This is a genomic window from Runella sp. (genome assembly GCF_027484545.1).
In the GTDB taxonomy this organism is placed as follows: domain Bacteria; phylum Bacteroidota; class Bacteroidia; order Cytophagales; family Spirosomataceae; genus Runella.
Genome location: NZ_JAIXST010000079.1, coordinates 1 through 21,539, shown reverse-complemented (window position 1 = coordinate 21,539; position 21,539 = coordinate 1). Strand labels below are relative to the sequence as shown.

Sequence of the window (21,539 nt, the reverse complement as noted above, 5' to 3'; positions counted from 1 at the left end):
TTTAGGCGTTTGAGTAAAGATTACGAAAAAACCGTAGAATCTTCGGCTGCTTTTATTCAAATTGCCTTTATTGATATGATTTTGGCAAGAAATTGAAAAAAAATTTTTAGACATACTCTTATGGGAGCTTCTGCAGCAGCACTGTATGGCTCCGAAGCAGTAAACGGTGTTTTGTTAATAACCACTAAGAGCGGAAAGGGTAAAAAAGGGTTGGGCGTTGATTTCAGCGCAAGCTACAATGCAGACAGGGTAGCATATCTTCCTCGTTACCAAAATGTTAGAGGGCCAGGCTACCCGCTAAACTATAACAATGGCGGGCAAGATGCCAATGGTTTTATCTCTTATGACACCAACGGTGATGGCGTTAAAGAAACACGAGGACTGCTTGGGGCTACTGTCAACTTTGGGCCAAAATTTGACGGGCAGCCTATTACGTCGTGGGATGGCGTGATAAGACCTTATTCTCCTTCCAACAACAGCTATGGTAATTTATTCCAAAACACCTCCAGTTCCAACATCAACTTAGCAGTTTCCAAGGTTTCGGACAATTCTAATGTTCGCTTTTCTTTTACTCGCCAAGACAATGGAATGATAAGCTATGGTGCCAAAAACACTAAAAACATTGCCAACCTTAACGCCAGTTTTAATCCCCATAAGAGACTAAAAATGGATTTAATGGTCAATTTTATCAATCAATATACCCATAACCGTCCATTTATGGTGGATCGTATGATCAACAACTTTACGGGTATGATGGATCGTTTTGAGTCGGCTGACTGGTACAATACCAGGTACCAAACGAGTCTTGGATACAGATTTGTCAATGGAGCGGGTACTCAGAGCTTAACGCCAAACGAAAACATTCGATACAATGGTTTCAAAGCGGATATTGCAGATTATGTATGGAATGTACGCAAAAATGAGTCTGACGAGTATAGCAACCGTGTTATTGCCAGTATTACCCAACACTGGGATATCGTCAGTGGCTTAAATCTAAGAGGACGTATTGCTACCGACTTGACATCGGAACGTATCGAAAACAAAAACTACAGTGCAGTACCATTGGCATTTGGATACAGCGGCGGTTTTGGGATGAGCAACAATTTGTACAATAGTGTATATGGTGATTTGCTTTTGACCTATTCCAAAAAACTGAATGAAGACATGTCGTTTTCTGTATTGGGTGGATATACTGCCAATAGCGCTCTAAATACGACTTTAAGTCGTGGTACCAACGGTGGCTTGAGTACAGAAAATTTCTTTGATGTCGCCGCATCAGTCAATGTGGCTGGTGGTGGACAAAGCCGTAATCGCTTTATCAGAGATGCTTATTTGGGAACGGTGAATTTCGACTATAAGAATATCGTATTTGTTGAAGGAACAATCCGTAGAGACCGTACTTCTACTTTAGCAAAAGGAAGTAATACATTTGTCTATCCGTCGGTCAATGCAAGTTTTGTATTCTCGGATGCCTTTCGTCTGCCTTCTTTCTTTAGCTTTGGTAAGCTCCGTGCTTCTTACGGTGTGGTGGGCAACTATCCGGGTATTTATGCTGCAAACGTAGCCTACAACCAAGGTACACTTGGTGTTCAGCAGACAGGTGGAAGCTCCGTATTATTTACAAATCTCGGAGCAACCTATGGCAATGACCTGATTCGTCCAGAGCAAAAGCGTGAAATCGAATTTGGTATTAATACCAAATTTTTCAACAATCGTTTAGGATTGGATATTTCTTACTACAATGCACAGATTGTGGATCAAATACTTCCGTTGTCCATTGCCTCATCTACTGGTGCCAGAGCAATTCTTGCCAACATTGGTACTTTAAGAAACCAAGGATTAGAAATTGCACTTAACGCCACGCCAATCAGAGGAAAATCTGCTACTGATTTGAACTGGGATATCACTTTGAACCTTGCTAAGAATGTAAATAAAGTTGAAAAACTGGCGAACAATTCTACCGAACTTTTACATGCCGATTACGACGGTAATGCAGCCCAGCTAAGGTCTGTTGTCGGCCAACCCATGGGTGATATTTATGCATATGGAATCCTGCAAAAAGATGGCAAAAATGTGGTAGGTCCCAGCGGCTTGTACCAACTTGACCCAGCTTGGAAGAAAGTGGGTAATGCCATGCCAAAAATTGTGGGCGGTTTTATCAACAGTTTTAATTACAAAAACTTCAGTCTTGAGGCAGTTGTTGACTTCAGAATAGGTGGAAGTATTATGCCAACTGGTATCAACTGGATGACTTCCAGAGGTTTGACAGAGCAAAGCTTAACCAACATGGATGCCGAACGTGGTGGACTAAGGTACTATGTTGATAATGGAAAAGGAATTCCCACTACTGGAACAGCAGGACCTGCTGGACAACCCGTATATAATGATGGTATGTTAATGGATGGCGTGCTGGCAAACGGAGAGAAAAACACCAATATTATATCACAAGCTGTCTATTATAACAGTACCTACAACTGGGGAGGACCTCAGTATAGCAGCTCTCGTTATGAACTATACGTAGTGGATAATACCTACGCAAAAATGAGAGAGCTTTCGTTCGGCTATACTTTGCCTTCGTCTATTGCCTCTAAAATTGGCGCACAAAGCCTGACATTGTCTGTATTCGGCCGTAACCTGTTCTTCTTCTACAGAACCATCAAAGATTTGGATGCAGAGCAAACCAATGCTGGTACTCGTTGGACAGACAACGTCAACAATGCAGGAAACAACCCATCGTTCCGTACAACAGGTGTCATGTTAAGAGCCAGTTTTTAATTTTAAATGAACAAGAAAATGAAAAAAATATCATCCATTTTGTTAGCAGGACTCCTATTATTTGCGATGTCTTGCAAAGAATCTGAATTTATTGAGGCGTATCCAGATCCATCCAAGCTTGCAACGTCGACCATTGAAAAGCAATTCACGGGTTTCTTGCAATCAAACAGAGACTATGTTCTTCCGGGCTATCGTTTATACTTTGTTACGCTCCGCACCACAATCAACCACTATGTGCAAACCACAGGTTGGGTAAACGGCGAAGGACAATACGTTCCAGGTTCATCTGGTGTGGAAGACGTATGGTTCAATTATTATGGTACGCTGGCTCAGTATCGTGAGCTACAAAAAATATATGCGCAAAGACCCGCAGAAGAGCAAAAGGAAAAGAAAATTTTTATGCTTGCAGCTACGGTCTATTTGTACGATTATACCCAAAAGCTAATTGATTTGCATGGCGCCATACCTTTCAAAGAAGCAGGGCTACTCAGCGCAAACGGGGGAGATTATGCCGGCTCATTGCCAAAGTTTGATTCTCCACAGGAACTTTATACCATGATGTTGGACGATTTGAAAAGCATTGCTACGGAGTTGAACGGAATCACGCTAACCGCAGGTTATCAAAAATCATTTACAATTCAGGATTTTGTAAACTACGGGGATATTAATGCTTGGAAACGCTATGCCAATTCGCTTCGCTTGCGTATGCTAAACAGGGTTTCTGATGTAGAAAGTCTTAAAGCTCGTGCCAACTCGGAGATAGCGGAGATATTGGGTGCTGCTACTACCTACCCTATCGTAGAAACGAATGCACAAAATATTCAGATGAATGTTTTTGACCTGAATACACCCATCAATTCCACAGGTCTGAGAAGTGCACTTGAGTCAGGAGCCACTTGGTATATAAACTTTGCGGGCAAAAAAATCATTGACCACATGAAAGCCAATAGTGACCCTCGTTTACCTGTTATTTTCCAGCCAGGAAACAATGCCAAAGGAGAATATATAGGTATTGATCCTATGGCAAATACAAATGTTCAAACGGCTTTGGCAAATGACGGAATGGCCGCAGTTTATAATCGTGTCACCTTCAGTGGGAATAACTTTTTTCCAGGTGTATTAATTAATGCTGCCCAAGTAAATTTAATAAAAGCTGAATACTATTTGAGAACTGGTAACGATGCAAAGGCTCAAACTGCTTACGAAACAGCCATTGAGCAATCGGTTACGTTTTACAATAAAATATTGTCACAAAGCAATAATATTGTGGGGGAGAAAAACATCCCAGTTCCTGCAACTGCTGCTCAAATCACCGCCTACATTGCAAAAGATGGTGTAAATTGGACCAAAGCAGGAACGGCTGCCAATAAGTTGGCTTTGATTGCTGACCAAAAATGGCTTCACTATAACATTACTCAGGCGTTTGAAAACTGGTCTGATGTGAGAAGACTTGATATGCCTAAGTTTAGTTTTGTGCCAGACAACTCAAACAATCAAACGTTACCACCATCTCGTTGGACAATCCCGGACAATGAAATCACCTATAATTCCAACTATTCGGCGATTAAGGATCAAGATAAGCTTACTAACAAGATTTTTTGGGATGTTAAATAGTATTTTGGCTTAAATACGGAGTAAACCTCATTAAAAATACAACGTTAGAGTTGAACTTTGGTAAGTAGTTATAAATTCCGAGATAGATTTATCTCGGAATTTTTTTCTTTGTGAGCATAAAAAATAAACATGATGTCGTCCATTCAAACCGGGTTTCTTGCGGCTCTTTCCCTTTGGGTACTGTCTTTTTCTTTCAAAAAGGAAAAGAGCGAAATCGGTAGCGTCAAATCCATCCATGGAAATTATGCGTTGGACTCAACCTCATCAGGAAAACAATTGGCTCAGAAATATTGCCAAAGCTGTCATCTGTTTCCTGAGCCTTCTCTGTTGGATAAAAAAACGTGGGTCGGCAGTGTGTTGCCCAATATGGGTTTACGATTGGGTTTAAAAGAGGCAGGCAGAAATCCATACGCTGACTTAGCGGCTGAAGATGAAAAAATACTGCGCCAACTGGGCGTATATCCCGAAACGGCGCAGCTTTCTACGGAAGAATGGACTAAAATTGTCAACTACTACGAAAAAGAAGCACCTGAAATCCCTCTTTTACAAAAACCTCACCCTTCAATCTCCAACTCGCTTCCTCAATTTAAGGCAACCACAATCACAATCGGTGATAAACCCGTCCCTAAAACGACGTTGTTGAAATACGACAACGCAACCTCACTGCTTTACGTGGGTGATGCTCAGAATGAATTATACGTGGTGGACAGTGCCTTTCAAATGAAAGCTTTGTGGAACGTCGACAGTCCGCCGTCGGATATTTACTTTCCGAAAAATGCGAAGCCACGATTGCTTACCATCGGCACCTTTAATCCTTCTGACCAAAAACCTGGAAAAATCATTTCCCTGGACACTTCTGCCACCGAAACTGCCGTTTACTTTGATTCGCTGCCAAGACCCGTTCAGTTTGCCTCCGCTGACCTTACGTTGGATGGAAAGGAAGATTTGATTGTTTGCGGGTTTGGCAACAATACCGGAAAACTGTTTTGGTATGATGATTTTTCTTCAGCAAAAGAACACATTTTGAAAGCCTTACCCGGCGCGAGACGAGTGGAAGTCAGGGATTTTAACAAGGACAAAAAACCTGATTTAATGGTCTTAATGGCTCAGGTTCACGAAGAAGTATCCATCTTTTATAATCAGGGAAACGGGAATTTTAAGGAAAAAACGGTACTGAAATTTCCACCGGTCTATGGCGTCAGCTATTTTGAATTGGTGGATTTTAATAAAGACGGGTTTCAGGATATTCTTTTAACCAACGGCGACAATTGGGATTATTCCGCTGTGCAAAAAAACTACCATGGCATACGTATCTATCTCAACGACGGTAATGACAATTTCAAGGAAGCTTGGTTTTATCCGCTTAACGGAACGAGTAAAGCCATGGCACGGGATTTTGATAACGACGGAGATTTGGACATTGCCGCGATTTCTTTCTACGACGATTTGGAACATCCCGAGCAGGGATTTGTCTATTTTTCCAACCAAGGAAACCTGAATTTTGAAGCATTTTCTACCCCCGAAGCCGCATCCGGCAAATGGCTGACCATGGAAGCGGGCGACTTTGACCACGACGGCGATATTGACATTGTACTCGGTTCGTATTTTCAAAACGTGGGCGAACTGACAAAGTTAGTTTTTAAAGGTGTTACTTCCTTCCCACAATTGTTGGTGCTTACGAACTGGAAAAAATAAAAGGTGCCGTATTAAGAGCCACTATTGCCTCCCTTAACTCCTGTCTCTCAATTAATTAACTCCCAATTCCTATCCTCTGAAAATAAATACTTGTTTTTTATTAACTTATTTTACAATTTTGTAACTGTCAAATAAGTTATATAACTAAAATAAACGTTTTGCTTGAATTATGGAAGCATTAACAAAAGCGGAAGAAAAAATCATGCAAATCCTTTGGGATTTGAAAAGAGGAGTCGTTAGGGATATAATCGAAAAAATGCCGGACCCAAAGCCCCCTTACAATACAGTCTCATCTTTGATTCGAATTCTGGAAAAAAAAGAATTTGTAGGGTATAAGGCATACGGAAAAACCCACGAGTACTTTCCAAAGATTTCAAAAATGGCCTATCGAAAATTTACTTTTACCAATTTTCTAACCAATTATTTTGAGGGCTCTCCCGAGAATGTGTTATCGTTTATGGTAAAAGAAAAAAAACTTAGCCAAGATGATATACAAAAGATTGTAGAAATGCTAAATAAGGACACAGCTAATGATAATCCTCCTGCCAATGCTAACTAATTTCTTTATTTATCTGGCTGAATCGACGACTTGTTTGCTCTTATTTGCGCTCATTTACAGCTTGTTCCTGAGTAAAACCACTTATTTCCAATGGAATCGTTGGTATCTGCTAAGCAGCGTATTTTTAGCACTCATTATTCCGCTTACTCCTTCACCATTTTGGTTGTATGACAATCAGAAGGAGATAATCAATGCATTTCATTGGAACCTCAGCCCTGCTGTTTGGCAAACAAAAGGTCAGTTGTCTTTACCAAGTCAACTTTTTGAAAAAACGCAGGACCCAGACCAACTGATTTTTCTATTGGGGGCGATTTATACCTCGGGATTTATATATAAGCTATGGTCTTTTATCAAAAATTTACGAGTGGTTATCGGGCTCATTCAGCAAAGTGAAAAAACACAGCAGGAATCCTATTTTTCCGTTTACACCCAAACCACAATGCCTACTTTTTCATTTATGTGCCACATTTTTCTTGAGGATGTGATGACTCAATTAAAACAGGAAGAATTACTGCAGGTGATTCATCATGAACAGGTTCATGTGAGACAAAGACATACCCTTGATTTGCTTTTATTGGAAATTGTTGGAATTATTTTCTGGTTTAATCCTGTGATAAATTACCTCAAAAAATCAGTCAAGTTGGTACATGAATATTTAGTAGATGCAGAGGTTGTAAGGCATCAAGACTTAAAACAATACAGCCATTTACTTCTCAAATTAGCCCTTCAACAAACTAATTTCCCTATTGCAAACGGAATCTCAAACAATCAAATTTTAAACCGAATCACTATGCTCACTCAACCTAAATCCGGCCAAATTCAAAAACTGCGCTTTTTAATGGCAATTCCCGCCTTAGCACTTACTATAGTTTCATGCTCTTTCTTAGGAGATGAAAATAAGACTTTACTAACTGTAGATGCAAAAGTTGAAACAAAAAACATAACGCCCGATAAAAAGCTACCCGTCCGAAAGATTACATGGGTTGGGAATAAGCTCTATACAAGCTCTGAATTGGACCAAGCTTTAGGAATCAAAAAAGGGGATAAGTATGATGAAAAAGATATTTATGCACTCATTGAAGCTTTTGGACTGGTCAGTGTCTCCAACTTATACATGGATAAAGGATATCTGTTCTACACATCAAACCTTAAATCAGAAATTGTAAATAACGAGATGGAGGTTGAGATTACAATTTTTGAGGGTGAAAAGGTTCTGATTAACGACCTTATTATAAAAGGGAATAACAAAGTATCAAAAGAGGAAATTATTAAGCAAATTGGCATTCAAAAGGGAGAATTGTTTAATCGTACAAAATTGATTAATGCCCAGCGTACTCTTTCTAAAATCGGCTATTTCAATCCTGACAAAATCGGTATTAATCCATTGCCTAAGCAAACGCCAAAAGGATGGATAGTTGACCTTGAATTTGTTGTTGAAGAAAAATAAATCTAAGAAAAAGTTGTCACTAATAAGTGTCGCCTTTTTCTTAGACGAAATTTAAATAGCTTTGTTGAAGTAAAAATATCAACTTTGACAAAGTTTCAAACTTTGTCAAAGTTCTATGCATCTACACATCCTGCCGCAACACCTCCAACGGAGAACGTGACAAAATGCCTAAGCTATTGACCAAACCAATGAAGACCGTAATAACGGCCACTACTAAAAATACCACAAAAACGGGAAGGAATTGAGGATTGAACGCCGTTTCAAAACTATAATGGGCCAACGCCCAACTGCCTGCTGTAGCTAACAAAATTCCCGTAGCGGCTGCCAAGGTTCCCAAGAAAAAGTATTCTAATGCGGTAATAATCAGAATCTGCCGACGGCTTGCTCCCAAGGTGCGTAACAGGACACTTTCTTGAATACGTTGGTACTTGGAAATCAGCACCGATGCAATCAAGACAATCAAACCCGTCAAAATACTGAAACCGGCCATAAAGCGAATGACAAAGCCGATTTTGGTAGAAATGTCGTCCAAGACAGTGAGTATCAGCCCCAAATCTATGAGTGAAACATTAGGAAACTGCTGTACTACAGCCTGTTGAAACCGCGCCGAAGCTTCGTTGTTGGGTACGTGCGTGAGCAATACGTGAAATTGAGGCGCATCTTCCAGCACACCTTTCGGGAAAAGCACTAAAAAATTGGTTTGCACTCCTGCCCAATCCACATCTCGGTAACTTGCCACGACGGTCGTAAGCATGGTTCCCTGCACGTTAAAGGTGAGTGTATCACCGATTTTGATTGAATTTCGTTCCGCATAACCATCTTCCAAGGAAATCGGTACGGCAGCATTCAGGTCTTTGACTTCGCCCTTCCAAGTGCCTTTCACTACCTTTTCAGTCGAAATCAACGAGTCACGGAACGTCACCCGGTACTCCCGACTGAACAGCCCGCGCCATCTTTTGTTAGTGGTATCTTTGAGTGCTTCGGTAGAAGTTTGACCATTGAGTTGTTCCAAACGCATCGTTACAATGGGTACGGATTGTAAAACGGGCATTTTTTGCTGTTTTACTAAATTCATTACCCCCTGTTTTTGACCCGTTTGAATGTCAAACAAGACCATATTCGGTTGGTCACCGTCGGTGGAGAGTTTGATGCGGTCGAGCAAAATCGCCTGCACAAAAAGCAGGGTACAAATGAACATCGTTCCCAATCCGATAGACACCATCAAGATGGCGGTTTGGTTATTGGGGCGGTACAAATTGGCCAATCCCTGCCGACCCAAATATCCCCACGAAGTCGGGAAAAAACGGCGTACCAACCACATAAGCAGCGTAGCCATGCCCAACAACAGCAGAAAAGCGAACGTAACCCCCACCGTAAAAGCTACGGCTTCGGTCCATCGTTTCATTTGAAGCCACGTAAACCCAAACACAAAGAGCAAAATCAAAGCATAAATCAACCACTTGTAGGGGTCTTTGGTGATTTGAGCCTGTTCATACGATGCACGAAGTACGTTGAGGGGAGATATTTTGCGAATGGAAATCAGCGAAAGCAGTGCGAACAAATTAGAAATAATCAATCCCAATACAATGCCTTGTCCAATGGCTGAAAAAGAAAGGTCAGTTGCCAATTCAAAAGGTAAGAAATCTTTCAGAACAACGGGTAGAAACTGCTGAATCACAGCCCCTAAGACCGCACCCAGGATAGAGCCAATGAGCCCAATTCCCGAAATTTGAATCAAGTAAATCAAAAATGCCTGTCCGGCTTTTACGCCCAAACAGCGCAAAATGGCAATCGAATTGAGTTTTTCTTTAATGTAAATATGGATGGAACTTGCCACGCCCACGCAACCCAATAACAACGCAATGAACCCTACTAAACTCAAAAAACGAGTCAAATCCCGAAAGGAGCGACCGGTATCTTCTTTTTGGCTTTGAACTGTGCGGTAATTGTAGTCCTCAGCTTCCAAACGCGGCTCAATTTTCTTGACCAAAGGTTCCATTTGTGTTTTAGGGTCAAACTTAAAATAATACCGATAAACGATACGACTGCCTTTTTGCGCCAAATTCGTTTGCTTCAAATACGACAACGGAATATAGACCGAAGGTGCTACCGTGGCAGCAATGCCCGTTTGTCCTGGTGCTTTTTTTAGAATACCCGCAATCAAAAAGGTGACTTCGCCCACCTTTAGTGAATCACCTACTTTGGCTTGGTATTGCAACATCAGGGTTTGGTCTACCAATACCTCTTTTTTGGTGCGGAAGCTTTTGCCCGCCGTTGCCGGTTCGGTTTCCAACTCACCATAATAGGGGAAATCGCCTTCCAACGCCCGTATCTGCGCCAAACGTGTCCCGCTGTTTTTGGGGAAATAAATCATGGACGCAAAACTCAACTCCTTCGATTGCTGTCCTTTCAAGGAATCAATCAGACCGGTAATCTTCTTACTTGGCGGTTGATTGTCAGAGATTTCCAAATCGGCACCCAACAAGGAGGCGGCCTGTGTATCAATATTTTGCTGTAAATTATAGCCTAAGGAATAGATGGCAACCAGTGCTGCAATGCCTAATACGATGGAGGATATAAACAACAACAGCCGCGAATAATTACGCCGACTGTCGCGCCAAGCCATTTTGAGTAACCAACTGAAATTTGTGTTCATATTGATATGGTTAAACCACTGAGGAGTGCGGAATACTTTCTGTAACTCTTTGTAAATCAGTGGTTGTTTTTATGCAGTAAGTGTATCCGAAAAAATCTTGCCGCCCTTGATTCGAATAATCCGTTGGGTTTTGGCGGCTAATTCTAAGTTGTGTGTCACCAAAATGAGCGTCGTTCCTGATTCTTTGTTCAAGTCAAACAGCAATTTTTCCACCATTACCCCGGTTTCGGCGTCGAGGTTTCCGGTAGGCTCGTCGGCAAAAAGGATTTGGGGTCGGTTGGAAAACGCCCGAGCCAACGAAACCCGTTGCTGTTCTCCCCCGCTCAATTGGGTAGGATAATGGTGCCCTCGGTCGGCCAAACCTACTTTGTCGAGCAAGTCCAATGCACCAGTACGCACATTTTTTTCGCCTCGCAATTCCAACGGCACCATCACATTTTCGAGGGCCGTAAGGGTGGGCATGAGTTGAAAATTTTGAAAAATGAAACCAATGTGACGATTACGCACGTCGGCCAATTGGTCTTCGTTGAGGTCGTTGAGTCGAATGCCATTAAGTTCTACCTGCCCGCTCGAAGCGCGGTCCAAACCTGCACAAAGTCCGAGTAAGGTGGTTTTTCCACTTCCCGAAGGACCCACAATCGAAAGCGTAGAGCCTGCTTCGACCGAAAAATTGACATCATCCAGTACTTTTAAATGTCGATTTCCACTGCGATAAACCTTACCAACTTGGTGAAGATGAAGTATATTTGCCATAGTTAAACTTTTCTACAATTTTCAGAATGCGCACAAGGCCTGAGAGGAACAAAGCTTATGCTTATTTTCGTTAGTTTATTTTGTGTCAGCCTTTCAAACAAAATACAATATGCCTAAAATAGTTTCAGCGTACACACTTTATTTTTTGACAGTCCTGTTAGTGGCCTGCAATAGCAGCGAAAAAACAACTGCGGAGCAATCAAGTCCTGCGAAAGCCGAAGTGGCTCCCCCCGCAAAAAAGGTAAAAAACATTCTGTTCTTTGGCAACAGCCTCACCGCCGGTTATGGTTTGGAGCCTGCCGAAGCATTTCCTTCCCAAATCCAAAATCGCTTGGATTCGCTCAAATTGCCGTATAAAGTCGTAAACGGAGGATTAAGCGGCGAAACTACTTCGGGCGGCAACAGTCGCATTGACTGGGTGCTGAGAAATCCGGTCGACATTTTTATTTTGGAATTGGGCGGAAACGACGGGTTGCGCGGTATTCCTGTTACGGAAACCCGCAAAAACCTCCAAGCCATGATTGACAAGGTAAAAGCAAAATACCCGGAGGCAAAAATCATCTTGGCAGGAATGCAGGTTCCGCCAAGCATGGGCAAAAAATACGCGGATGAATTTCGCGTGATTTTCCTGGAATTGGCCAAGAAAAACAACGCAGCTCTTATCCCTTTTTTACTCGAAAACGTAGGCGGTGAAGTAAAAATGAATCAAAAAGACGGCATCCATCCCAACGCCATAGGAGCCAAAATTGTGGCTGAGAATGTGTGGAAAGTGTTGGAAGGAATGTTGGTGAATGAAGTGTAAGTGAAGGTAATTTATTCCTGCCACAGTGAAAAATTTTAAAAACAGGTAACTTTCGTAAATGCACCTTAAAATGAGTAATAAACGAAACTGCCCTTTATTAAACTTTCGTTTACACGGATGTTACCTGTAAGGTTAGGGGACAGTGCTAACTTTGAACATTTCATCTTTGAACTAAAAAACTATCTTTGCAAACAGACATAAACAAAGGAAAATTAAAAATATAAAATCAAATATGGCATCAAATCAATTTATTCAACTATCCGTTGCTAATCTTCATTTAGACCCAGAAAATCCAAGACTGCCAGAAAGGTTAAAAAACGCACCTGAAAAAGACGTTTTAAACTGGATGTTGTCCGATGCAACATTGGTTGACTTGATGGCTTCAATAGCTGAAAATGGCTTTTTTAACGGAGAGCCAATCCTGATTGTTGAAGAAGGAGGTAAACAAGTTGTAGTAGAAGGAAACAGACGACTTGCTTCTATTAAACTTTTGGCTAATCCTGGATTAGCAACAGAAAGTCCACGAACAATTCGAGCAATTTCAGAAACTGCAATTTTAAAAAATAATATCCCAACGGAAATTTGGGTTTACAAATGCATTGACAGAAATGAGGTTCAGAATTACTTAGGCTTTAGACATGTTTCGGGTGTAAAGCAATGGCCATTAATTTCTAAAGCTCGATACCTATATGATTTGTTTATAAAGAAAAACAGATTTGAGTATGAAGTATACAAAGAGATAGCTAGAGAGATTGGGAGTAAAGGTAACTATATAAGAAAACTTTTAATCGGCTACCAAGCTTTTCAAATAGTAAGAACAAGAAACTGGTTTGGAATGGGGGAGTATTTAAATGAAGAGTCATTTGATTTATCTCTCATTTCAGATGTTCTAAATGGACAATCCGTTGTTGCCGAGTATGCAGGGATTGATGTAAATAGTGAGAAACCATTTGCAAATATTAAGCATGAAAATTTTGAACAACTAACTAAGTGGTTATATCAAATTACAGAAACAGGAAGAACAAGAATTGGCGACAATAGAAATCTTAGATTACTCAACAAAATTCTTCAAAATGAAGAAGCGAAAAAAGCATTTATTGAAGATGGGAAATCTATTACAGAAGCAGCCGAGCTTACTGATTTATCTGATGAAAATATTAGATTTTATCTTGGTGAAGCAATTTCTAATTTGAATGAAGCACAAAAGTTAATTCATAAAGCAAAAGCACCAACTAAAAAAGACGAAGACCTATTAGAAGAAATAACCAATTCAGTAGATGTTATTGCTTCTCACATCAGAAAAACAATAAGAAAAAATAAATTTAAGAACCAAAATAACGAAGAATAATATGCCCTACTTAGATATAAGCAAAATTGAATTGCCTAAGCAGGAAACAGATTACAATGTTTGGGCTGATTACATTGAATTACTTACTATGCTTCACCCTGACAGAAAGCTTAGCGTTGAAGCGATAAAAGATAGATTGTTAGATGAAAACGATGATGATGCAAAAAAAGCATTGCGTCAGATAAATGCAATGGGGAAGATAGTCATCACACCAAGCATTGATAGGATTGCAGATGACCAATTTGAAGACGACACAGACCCCGAAGATGAACAAAGAATAAAGACTGCAATCATTGGTGTAATTGATTACATGAAGTGCAGAAAAACAATTGCAAGCAATTATTACCCTTTTGAAATTGACAATAAATATTCTGTTTCCTTAAAAGGCGGATTGACTGACAAAAATAAAATTTATATCATTTTACTAATATCATCGTTGATTCGAGTGATTACCCGAGAAGGTGGATTTTCTTACAGAATAACTCATAGGTTTGAAAGTTTGTGTGAACACCCATTTGGTTTATTAATTCCGACAATTTCTAAAAAAGAATTTTTTGGAGCAGGTGGTTCTACGAACGAAACTGGACAACCAACTGGACAACTATTTTTTGATAAAGTAAGTGCTTTGTCAAAAAGTTTAAGGCTTCATTTACATCCAGATTTCACTCAAAATGCCGCTGGTGTTCATAATGTTGGCGATGGTGGTTTGGATTGGGTTGCTTGGGTTTCGTTTGCAGACAATCTTCACATGCTTCCAACCTATTTTGCTCAATGTGCTTGTGGAAATGATTGGGAGGATAAATTGTTTGATGCTAATAAATCTAAGTGGGGACAATTTATTTTGTTTGGCTACGATTATCAATTATTTCATTTTATTCCAAAGTCATTTCGTGAATTGGACAATAAATGGTTAAATAATATCAAACTTCATTCAGCCGTTCTTATTGACAGGTTTAGAATAATTGAATTGCTTGAAAAAAGTGATAAAGAAAATGATGTAGTTGCACTATATGAAGATTTATTAACGGAATTAGAAACTGCGAAAGTTGACTTCAATTAAGACAATGGAGAACCCGCTGATAAACTCATAATGAATAGAAGCCCAGCAGGTAACAGCACATTTGCAATAGGCGGGGTTTCGTGCTCCGCAGACAGTTTTGTGGTAGCCGAAAGTTTTGTGCACAACATCAACATTAGTGATAGAAATCCCGCCCATCGCCCATCTGCAAACCGCCCATCGCAGAAACCTTAAAACCCACTAAATGCAAACTCAATCGTATTATCAAAAAGCCATCAAGTTTGCTGCTTTAAAGCATGTGGAGCAAAATCAACTTGTTCCTGGCACAAAACTGCCGTATGTGGTACACTTGAGTAATGTGGCGATGGAAATTTTAATTGCTGCGCAAAATTCTACCGATTTCGATGTCGATTTTGCCGTTCAGGTGGCGCTTTTGCATGATACGTTGGAAGATACCACCACTACGTTGGAGGAGCTTTCCGAGGCATTTGGGCCAACGATTGCCGAAGGAGTTTTGGCTCTGACAAAAAATGGAGATTTGCCTAAATCGGAACAGATGGGGGATAGCCTGAATCGAATCAGGAAACAGCAAAAAGAAATTTGGGCCGTGAAATTAGCGGATAGAATTACGAATTTGCAAATCCCTCCTCAACATTGGGACACGGCAAAGAAAATAGCGTATCAAAAAGAGGCCATCCTCATTTTAGAAGAATTAAAAGGCGGTAATGCGTTTCTTGAAAACAGATTACGGTTGAAAATAGCAGAATACGAAAAGTACCTTCAAACGTAGTCGATTCAATTTGTTTAAAATTAGGTGCCACACCACGTTCAACTTATGGAAATTACAACCCAAATTCAATGGCTTTTTCTGTTGGCCTTGCCCATTGCCTGCGTAGCCTGGACAGTTACACACGAAGAAATCTTTCGTGAACCAAGGGAATACTGCATAAACCGAAGTCAGAAGGATACGGCGCTACTGAAACGAAAATTCTTTTATCTTTTTACCTGCGAGTATTGCTTTAGCCACTATATCACCCTCTTTTTCCTTTTTTTGACCGGTTTTAAATTGCTGTTGAATGATTGGCGCGGCTACGTAATTGCAGGCTTTGCTTTAATTTGGATAGCCAATCTCTATATGAATGTGTATGCCCTGATTCGCCAGGCGATTAAAAAAGAAATCACCGAGATTAAAGTATTAGAGAAAAAAACGGAGGAGTAGTTGGAGTAAAATAAACGGATACTATTTCAGTATCTTTGTATTTGACATAAAAAATTGATAATGAGTAAAAAACTAATTCGTTTTGATTGGGCAGTCAAAAGACTTCTTCGCAACAAAGCCAACTTCGTGGTGTTAGAAGGATTTTTGAGTGAACTTCTTTTTGATACTATTCGCATTAAGGAAATCTTAGAAAGCGAGTCGAACCAAGAAAATGATGACGACAAGTTTAACAGAGTGGATATTCTAACCGAAAACTCTAAAAACGAGCTCATTATAGTTGAGATTCAAAATACTTACGAGATAGACTACTTTCATCGAATGAATTTTGGGACCTCCAAAGCCGTTGCTGAAAATCTATCTTTAGATACTCCCTATTCGCAAGTAAAGAAAGTGATTTCGGTGAACATCGTATATTTCGATTTAGGTCAAGGAAAAGACTATATTTATAAAGGTGGCGTTCAGTTTGAGGGACTTCACAAAAAAGATATTTTACAACTTTCATCCCGTCAAAAAGAAACCTTTCAGAAAGAAAAGGTCTCGGATATTTTCCCTGAATACTATATTATCAAAGTCAATAAGTTCAACGACAAGGCGAAAGATACACTTGATGAATGGGTGTATTTTTTTAAGAATTCCGAAGTGAAAGATGAATTTAAGGCCAAAGGCTTAAAAGAAGCCCAAGAAGTATTGGACATTATGAGGCTCAATAAAGAGCAACAGTACGGCTACAATCGGTATTTGGATTACCTCCATCTAAAAGCCAGCGAAGCGTTATCTATGCGAGAAGAAGCTGAGTATAAAGTGAAAGAAAATTTAAAACTTGAAATCACTAAAAAGTTAATCGACTTGGGGTCAGAGGATTCTTTTATTGTGGAAGCTACGGGATTGACTTTGCAGCAGATAGGGGAGTTGAGGAGAAAATAACTTTCCATAAATAAGCCGTTGGCGAAAAACACCAACGGCAGCAAATGATATAAAAAACTTCGCATTATACTCCCGTATAACTGAACGGTGAAATGGCTCTCAGTTCTTCTTTAATTTCGTCCGAAACGTCTAAGCCATCAATGAATTCAGCAATGGCGTGTGAAGTGATTTTTTCGTTTTTGCGGGTGAGATTTTTAAGGGCTTCGTAAGGTTGGGGATAGGCTTCGCGGCGTAAAACGGTCTGAATCGCTTCGGCTACCACAGCCCAGTTGTTTTCCAAATCCGCGTAAAAAGCACGCTCGTTCAGTTCCAATTTACCCAACCCACGCATCAAAGCTTTTAAGGCAATGACGGTATGCGCTAACGGAACGCCTAAGTTTCGGAGTACGGTAGAATCGGTCAAATCGCGTTGAAGACGTGAAATCGGAAGTTTGGCCGATAAATGTTCAAAAACGGCGTTGGCAATTCCCAAATTCCCTTCCGAATTTTCAAAATCAATCGGATTTACTTTGTGCGGCATGGCCGACGAACCAATTTCTCCCGCTTTGATTTTTTGTTTGAAATACTCCATCGAAACGTATGTCCAAATGTCACGGTCGAGGTCTATCAAGATGGTATTCAGGCGTTTAAATGTGTCCATCAACGCCGCCATCATATCGTAGTGCTCAATCTGCGTCGTCAATTGACTCCGCGAAAGTCCGAGCAAATCATTCACAAAATGATTTCCAAAGTCAACCCAATTGATATCGGGATAGGCTACGTGATGCGCGTTGAAATTTCCCGTGGCTCCGCCAAATTTTGCCGCAAAAGGAACGGCTTTGAGCATTTCCAGCTGCTTTTCAAGGCGTTCGACAAATACCCCGAATTCTTTTCCCAAACGCGTTGGAGAAGCGGGTTGCCCGTGGGTACGCGCCAACATTGGAATGTGTTTCCATTCCTCGGCCAGTGCTTTTAATTTGGTAATTACTTCCTCAAACATCGGCACAATTTTAGCTTTCAGGGCATCTTTGAGCGATAAGGGAATGGAGGTATTGTTAATGTCCTGCGAAGTCAATCCAAAGTGAATAAATTCCAAAAACTCCCCTAAATTCTTGTCTTTCAGCTTCTCTTTGATGAAATATTCAACCGCTTTTACGTCGTGGTTCGTCACCGATTCAATCTCTTTGATCATCAACGCATCTGCCTGTGAGAACTCCCCGTACAAGGCCCGCAAATCAGCGTAAACGGTTTTGTCAAAGTCTTTCAATTGCGGCAAAGGCAACTCGCACAGGGCAATGAAATATTCTACTTCAATGAGGATGCGATAGCGAATCAGTCCGAATTCGGAAAAATAAGGAGCAAGATTTTCAACTTGACTACGGTAGCGTCCGTCTACGGGAGATATAGCTGTCAGGGAATTTAATTGCATAGCTTGGGTTCTAAAGCAACAAAGATACGCCGGGAATCGGAAAGATTTGGTAGAAAATCCCTGAAAATGCTTTTATAAACAGACTGTTTTCTATCCCTTTCTCTATGAAAATTGCCACCCTTCTTGCCGTATCAGCACTCGTTACTCTCATTATCAGCGCGCCTAACTTCATTGAAAGTAATGAAAGTTGGCCCGAATACAACGGGGATGGAGCTCGTAGCCATTATTCTGCCTTGACCCAAATCAATGCCCAAAATGTTTCGCAACTCAAAGTGGCCTGGACGTATGCTTCAGGAGGGGCAGATACTGTTTTTCATCGCACTCAAATGCAGTGCAATCCCATCATTGTAGACGGAATTTTGTACGGAGTGTCGGCCAATACGCAGGTATTTGCGTTGGATGCCGCTAATGGGAATCCCATCTGGAAATCGAAAATTACTGAAACCGAAGGCACTACGAGTCGGGGAGTAACGTATTGGAGAGAAGGACAGGAGAAAACCATTTTTATCGGAGCCGGTAAATGGTTGTACGCTTTTGATGCTTTGAGGGGAAAACCTGTAGCAACCTTTGGTCAAAATGGTCGAATTAATCTGAAAGAAGGACTCGAACGCCCGGGTGCGGATGAGTACGTGAGCGCCAACACGCCTAATGTGATTTACAAAAACCTGCTCATTGTGGGCGTTCGCGTTTCTGAAAGCGAAACAGCACTTTTGGGAGATATTCGGGCGTATGATGTCCGAACTGGTAAGAAGGTGTGGGCGTTTCATACCATTCCGCAAATGGGAGAGGTAGGCGCCAATACTTGGCCGGCCAATTCCCGTCAAAACATTGGAGGAGCCAATGCGTGGGCAGGCATGGCCATCGACCGCGAGCGCGGCATCGTGTATGCGCCCACGGGCTCGGCGGCGTTTGATTTTTTTGGTGGCAATCGCAAAGGTGATAATTTGTTTGCCAATTGCCTGTTGGCGTTGGATGCCAAAACGGGCAAACGCATCTGGCATTACCAATTGGTTCGTCACGATATTTGGGACCGCGACCCGCCTGCTCCGCCAAATTTGCTTACTGTCACCCATAAAGACCTCGACGGTCGGCCCCGAAAAGTGGATGCGGTGGCGCAAATCACGAAGCAAGGCTACATTTTTGTGTTTGACCGCGTGACGGGAAAACCGTTGTTCCCGATTGAAGATCGAAAATTTACGTATGATGGGGTAATAGGGGAGTATCCAGCCGCTTCGCAGCCCATTCCAGTCAAACCCACGTATTTTTCCCGGCAAAGTTTTACGGAAAAAGACCTGAATTCATTCGTAGCCGACCGTGATTCACTCGTTAGCTTGATTCGAAAAGCGAGAACGGGCAGCGCTTACATTCCCATTGGAAAAGAAACAACCATTTTCTTCCCGGGCACCGATGGCGGCGGACAATGGGGGGGCGCCGCAGCTGACCCCGAAGGAATTCTGTACGTTCCTTCCAAAGAAATTCCCGTTTATACTTCATTGGTTGCCAAAAAGCAGGAAACAAGAAGTCGATTTGTAACAGGGGCTCAATTGTACAAACAGAATTGTGCGGCCTGTCACGGAGAAGACCGACGCGGTAATCACGACGGTTCGTATCCGTCGTTGGTCAATATCAATAAACGACTAACTGCCGATGCTGTGGATAAACTCATTCCCAAAGGCCGTGCCATGATGCCGCCAATGACGCATCTTTCGACAGCGGAACGAAAAGCCATTGTTGATTTTGTTTTTCAGAAAGAGTCAGATACACAGGTAATTAGTTCTAAAAGCGGGGCGTTGCCGTATCAACATACTGGATATAATCGGTGGTACGATCGCAATGGATACCCCATCAGTCAGCCACCGTGGGGTACGTTGACGGCTACTGATTTGAATACCGGAGAACGACTTTGGCAAGTGCCGTTAGGTGAATATCCTGAATTGACCGCTAAAGGAGTTCCCATTACGGGAACTGATAACTACGGCGGGCCGCTCGTGACCGCAAGCGGTTTGTTGTTCATAGCCGCTACGCGTGACGAGAAGTTAAGGGTATTTGATAAAAAAACAGGGAATTTATTGTGGCAAACCCAACTTCCGGCAGCAGGCTATGCGTCTCCGAGCACGTATTCAATCGCAGGAAAGCAATATGTGGTAATTGCGTGCGGCGGGGGAAAGCTAAAAACTAAATCAGGGGATAAATACGTCGTATTTGCATTGCCGTAAGTTATTTTTGTATTTATTTGCGAACACGAATTGTCTTTTACATTTATAGTATAGTTAGTAAACTCAAACCTTTACACTCTAAACTTTAACCTCTACACTTAAATGACTCCTTCACCTTTTTTGGGCGAACTCCTCGGTACGCTTGTTTTAGTTTTGTTGGGCAACGGCGTAGTAGCCAATGTCGTTTTAAAGAACACCAAAGGCAATAATGGCGGCTGGATTGTCATTACGGCCGGTTGGGCATTTGCCGTAACCATTGGAATTTATGTTTCGAAAGCCTTCGGCGGTTATGATGCACACCTTAACCCAGCCGTGACGATTGGGTTGGCCGTAGCCCAAAATGAGTACAGTAAAGTAGTCAGTTACATCAGTGCTCAGATGATTGGGGCGTTTTTGGGGGCTACTTTAGTGTGGTTATATCATTTGCCGCAATATGCCCAAACGGAAGACAAAGGAGCCAAATTGGCTACGTTTGCCACCGACCCGGCTATTCGTGCTTCGGGTTCCAATTTTTTTAGTGAAGTTGTCGGAACCATCATTTTGTTGATGGGACTTAAAGGAATTGGCGCATTTACGACCGGCTTAGGGCCATTTGCCGTCGGAATTTTGGTGTGGTCGATTGGTTTATCCTTGGGAGGGACAACAGGCTATGCTATCAATCCCGCTCGCGATTTAGGACCTCGCCTTGCTCATGCCCTTTTGCCGATTGCGGGTAAAGGTGATTCTGATTGGAAATACGCATGGGTTCCGGTAGCGGGGCCTATTACCGGAGCTATCATCGCAGGACTTTTGTTGATGTAAGCTGATACGAATGACGAATGACGAATGAGCGAATGACGATTTACGAATGAGCGAATAAGTGTTGTACAGATACATATCAACTAAAGGTTACCTCAATATGAAATCACCAAAGCTGCTGAGGTGCTAAGATACTCCTGCAACCTTGTACTGTATTTTATTCGTACTTCGTCATTCGTTAATTCGTCATGGGTGTACGAATGTATGCAGGATTGCTTCCTAAGCGGCCATTCTGACCAATTGAATTACCTCATCCCATTGATTACTAAGGTTTTTTGTTCTCAGATTTAAAACTTGCTGTGCTCCA

General features: G+C 41.5%; 16 protein-coding genes. 13 read left to right on the top strand and 3 right to left on the bottom strand.

The window, feature by feature from the left end:
* Nucleotides 1–120: 120 nt before the first annotated feature.
* The 5 genes from Q0081_RS07340 to Q0081_RS07320 all read left to right on the top strand — a co-directional run bounded on the left by Q0081_RS07340 (nt 121) and on the right by Q0081_RS07320 (nt 8,090).
* Nucleotides 121–2,775 (top strand): SusC/RagA family TonB-linked outer membrane protein, encoded by a 2,655-nt coding sequence (locus Q0081_RS07340; protein WP_298350844.1) that lies wholly within the window; start codon nt 121–123, stop codon nt 2,773–2,775.
* Nucleotides 2,776–2,793: 18 nt separating this feature from the next.
* On the top strand, nt 2,794–4,389 hold the full coding sequence (locus Q0081_RS07335) for a SusD/RagB family nutrient-binding outer membrane lipoprotein (RefSeq protein ID WP_298350842.1): 1,596 nt from the start codon (nt 2,794–2,796) through the stop codon (nt 4,387–4,389).
* Between the two features lie 129 nt (nt 4,390–4,518).
* The gene (locus Q0081_RS07330; protein ID WP_298350839.1) at nt 4,519–6,084 is read left to right on the top strand and encodes a VCBS repeat-containing protein; all 1,566 of its coding nucleotides are present in this window, start codon (nt 4,519–4,521) and stop codon (nt 6,082–6,084) included.
* 169 nt (nt 6,085–6,253) lie between these two features.
* Nucleotides 6,254–6,643 carry a BlaI/MecI/CopY family transcriptional regulator gene (locus Q0081_RS07325; RefSeq protein WP_298350837.1) on the top strand — a complete coding sequence of 130 codons (390 nt, stop codon included), beginning with the start codon at nt 6,254–6,256 and terminating at the stop codon, nt 6,641–6,643.
* Entirely contained in the window at nt 6,633–8,090 is a 1,458-nt protein-coding gene (locus Q0081_RS07320) for a M56 family metallopeptidase (RefSeq protein WP_298350834.1), read from the top strand. The genes Q0081_RS07325 and Q0081_RS07320 overlap by 11 nt, the downstream gene beginning before the upstream one ends.
* A 121-nt stretch (nt 8,091–8,211) precedes the next feature.
* Here the strand turns inward: Q0081_RS07320 and Q0081_RS07315 are convergent, their stop codons facing one another.
* Complete coding sequence (locus tag Q0081_RS07315) at nt 8,212–10,746, bottom strand: ABC transporter permease (protein ID WP_298350832.1); 2,535 nt, start codon at nt 10,744–10,746, stop codon at nt 8,212–8,214.
* A 69-nt stretch (nt 10,747–10,815) separates the two neighbouring features.
* Nucleotides 10,816–11,499 (bottom strand): ABC transporter ATP-binding protein, encoded by a 684-nt coding sequence (locus Q0081_RS07310; RefSeq protein ID WP_298350829.1) that lies wholly within the window; start codon nt 11,497–11,499, stop codon nt 10,816–10,818.
* A 109-nt stretch (nt 11,500–11,608) separates the two neighbouring features.
* Between Q0081_RS07310 and Q0081_RS07305 the strand changes: the two genes are divergently transcribed.
* The 6 genes from Q0081_RS07305 to Q0081_RS07280 all read left to right on the top strand — a co-directional run bounded on the left by Q0081_RS07305 (nt 11,609) and on the right by Q0081_RS07280 (nt 16,810).
* Nucleotides 11,609–12,301 carry an arylesterase gene (locus Q0081_RS07305; protein ID WP_298350826.1) on the top strand — a complete coding sequence of 231 codons (693 nt, stop codon included), beginning with the start codon at nt 11,609–11,611 and terminating at the stop codon, nt 12,299–12,301.
* A 232-nt stretch (nt 12,302–12,533) separates the two neighbouring features.
* The gene (locus Q0081_RS07300) at nt 12,534–13,649 is read left to right on the top strand and encodes a ParB N-terminal domain-containing protein (RefSeq protein ID WP_298350825.1); all 1,116 of its coding nucleotides are present in this window, start codon (nt 12,534–12,536) and stop codon (nt 13,647–13,649) included.
* 1 nt (nt 13,650) lies between these two features.
* The gene (locus tag Q0081_RS07295) at nt 13,651–14,709 is read left to right on the top strand and encodes a hypothetical protein (protein WP_298350822.1); all 1,059 of its coding nucleotides are present in this window, start codon (nt 13,651–13,653) and stop codon (nt 14,707–14,709) included.
* Between the two features lie 202 nt (nt 14,710–14,911).
* Entirely contained in the window at nt 14,912–15,457 is a 546-nt protein-coding gene (locus tag Q0081_RS07290) for an HD domain-containing protein (protein WP_298350820.1), read from the top strand.
* Nucleotides 15,458–15,502: 45 nt separating this feature from the next.
* On the top strand, nt 15,503–15,886 hold the full coding sequence (locus Q0081_RS07285) for a hypothetical protein (RefSeq protein ID WP_298350818.1): 384 nt from the start codon (nt 15,503–15,505) through the stop codon (nt 15,884–15,886).
* 60 nt (nt 15,887–15,946) lie between these two features.
* Nucleotides 15,947–16,810, top strand: a complete 864-nt coding sequence (locus tag Q0081_RS07280; RefSeq protein WP_298350815.1) for an Rpn family recombination-promoting nuclease/putative transposase — start codon at nt 15,947–15,949, stop codon at nt 16,808–16,810.
* Nucleotides 16,811–16,874: 64 nt separating this feature from the next.
* Here the strand turns inward: Q0081_RS07280 and purB are convergent, their stop codons facing one another.
* Nucleotides 16,875–18,218 (bottom strand): adenylosuccinate lyase, encoded by a 1,344-nt coding sequence (gene purB / locus Q0081_RS07275; protein WP_298350812.1) that lies wholly within the window; start codon nt 18,216–18,218, stop codon nt 16,875–16,877.
* A gap of 104 nt (nt 18,219–18,322) precedes the next feature.
* Between purB and Q0081_RS07270 the strand changes: the two genes are divergently transcribed.
* Nucleotides 18,323–20,434, top strand: a complete 2,112-nt coding sequence (locus Q0081_RS07270) for a PQQ-binding-like beta-propeller repeat protein (RefSeq protein ID WP_298350810.1) — start codon at nt 18,323–18,325, stop codon at nt 20,432–20,434.
* Between the two features lie 102 nt (nt 20,435–20,536).
* Nucleotides 20,537–21,235: an MIP/aquaporin family protein gene (locus tag Q0081_RS07265; RefSeq protein WP_298350808.1), complete on the top strand. Its 699-nt coding sequence runs from the start codon at nt 20,537–20,539 to the stop codon at nt 21,233–21,235.
* The last annotated feature ends 304 nt before the right edge of the window (nt 21,236–21,539 follow it).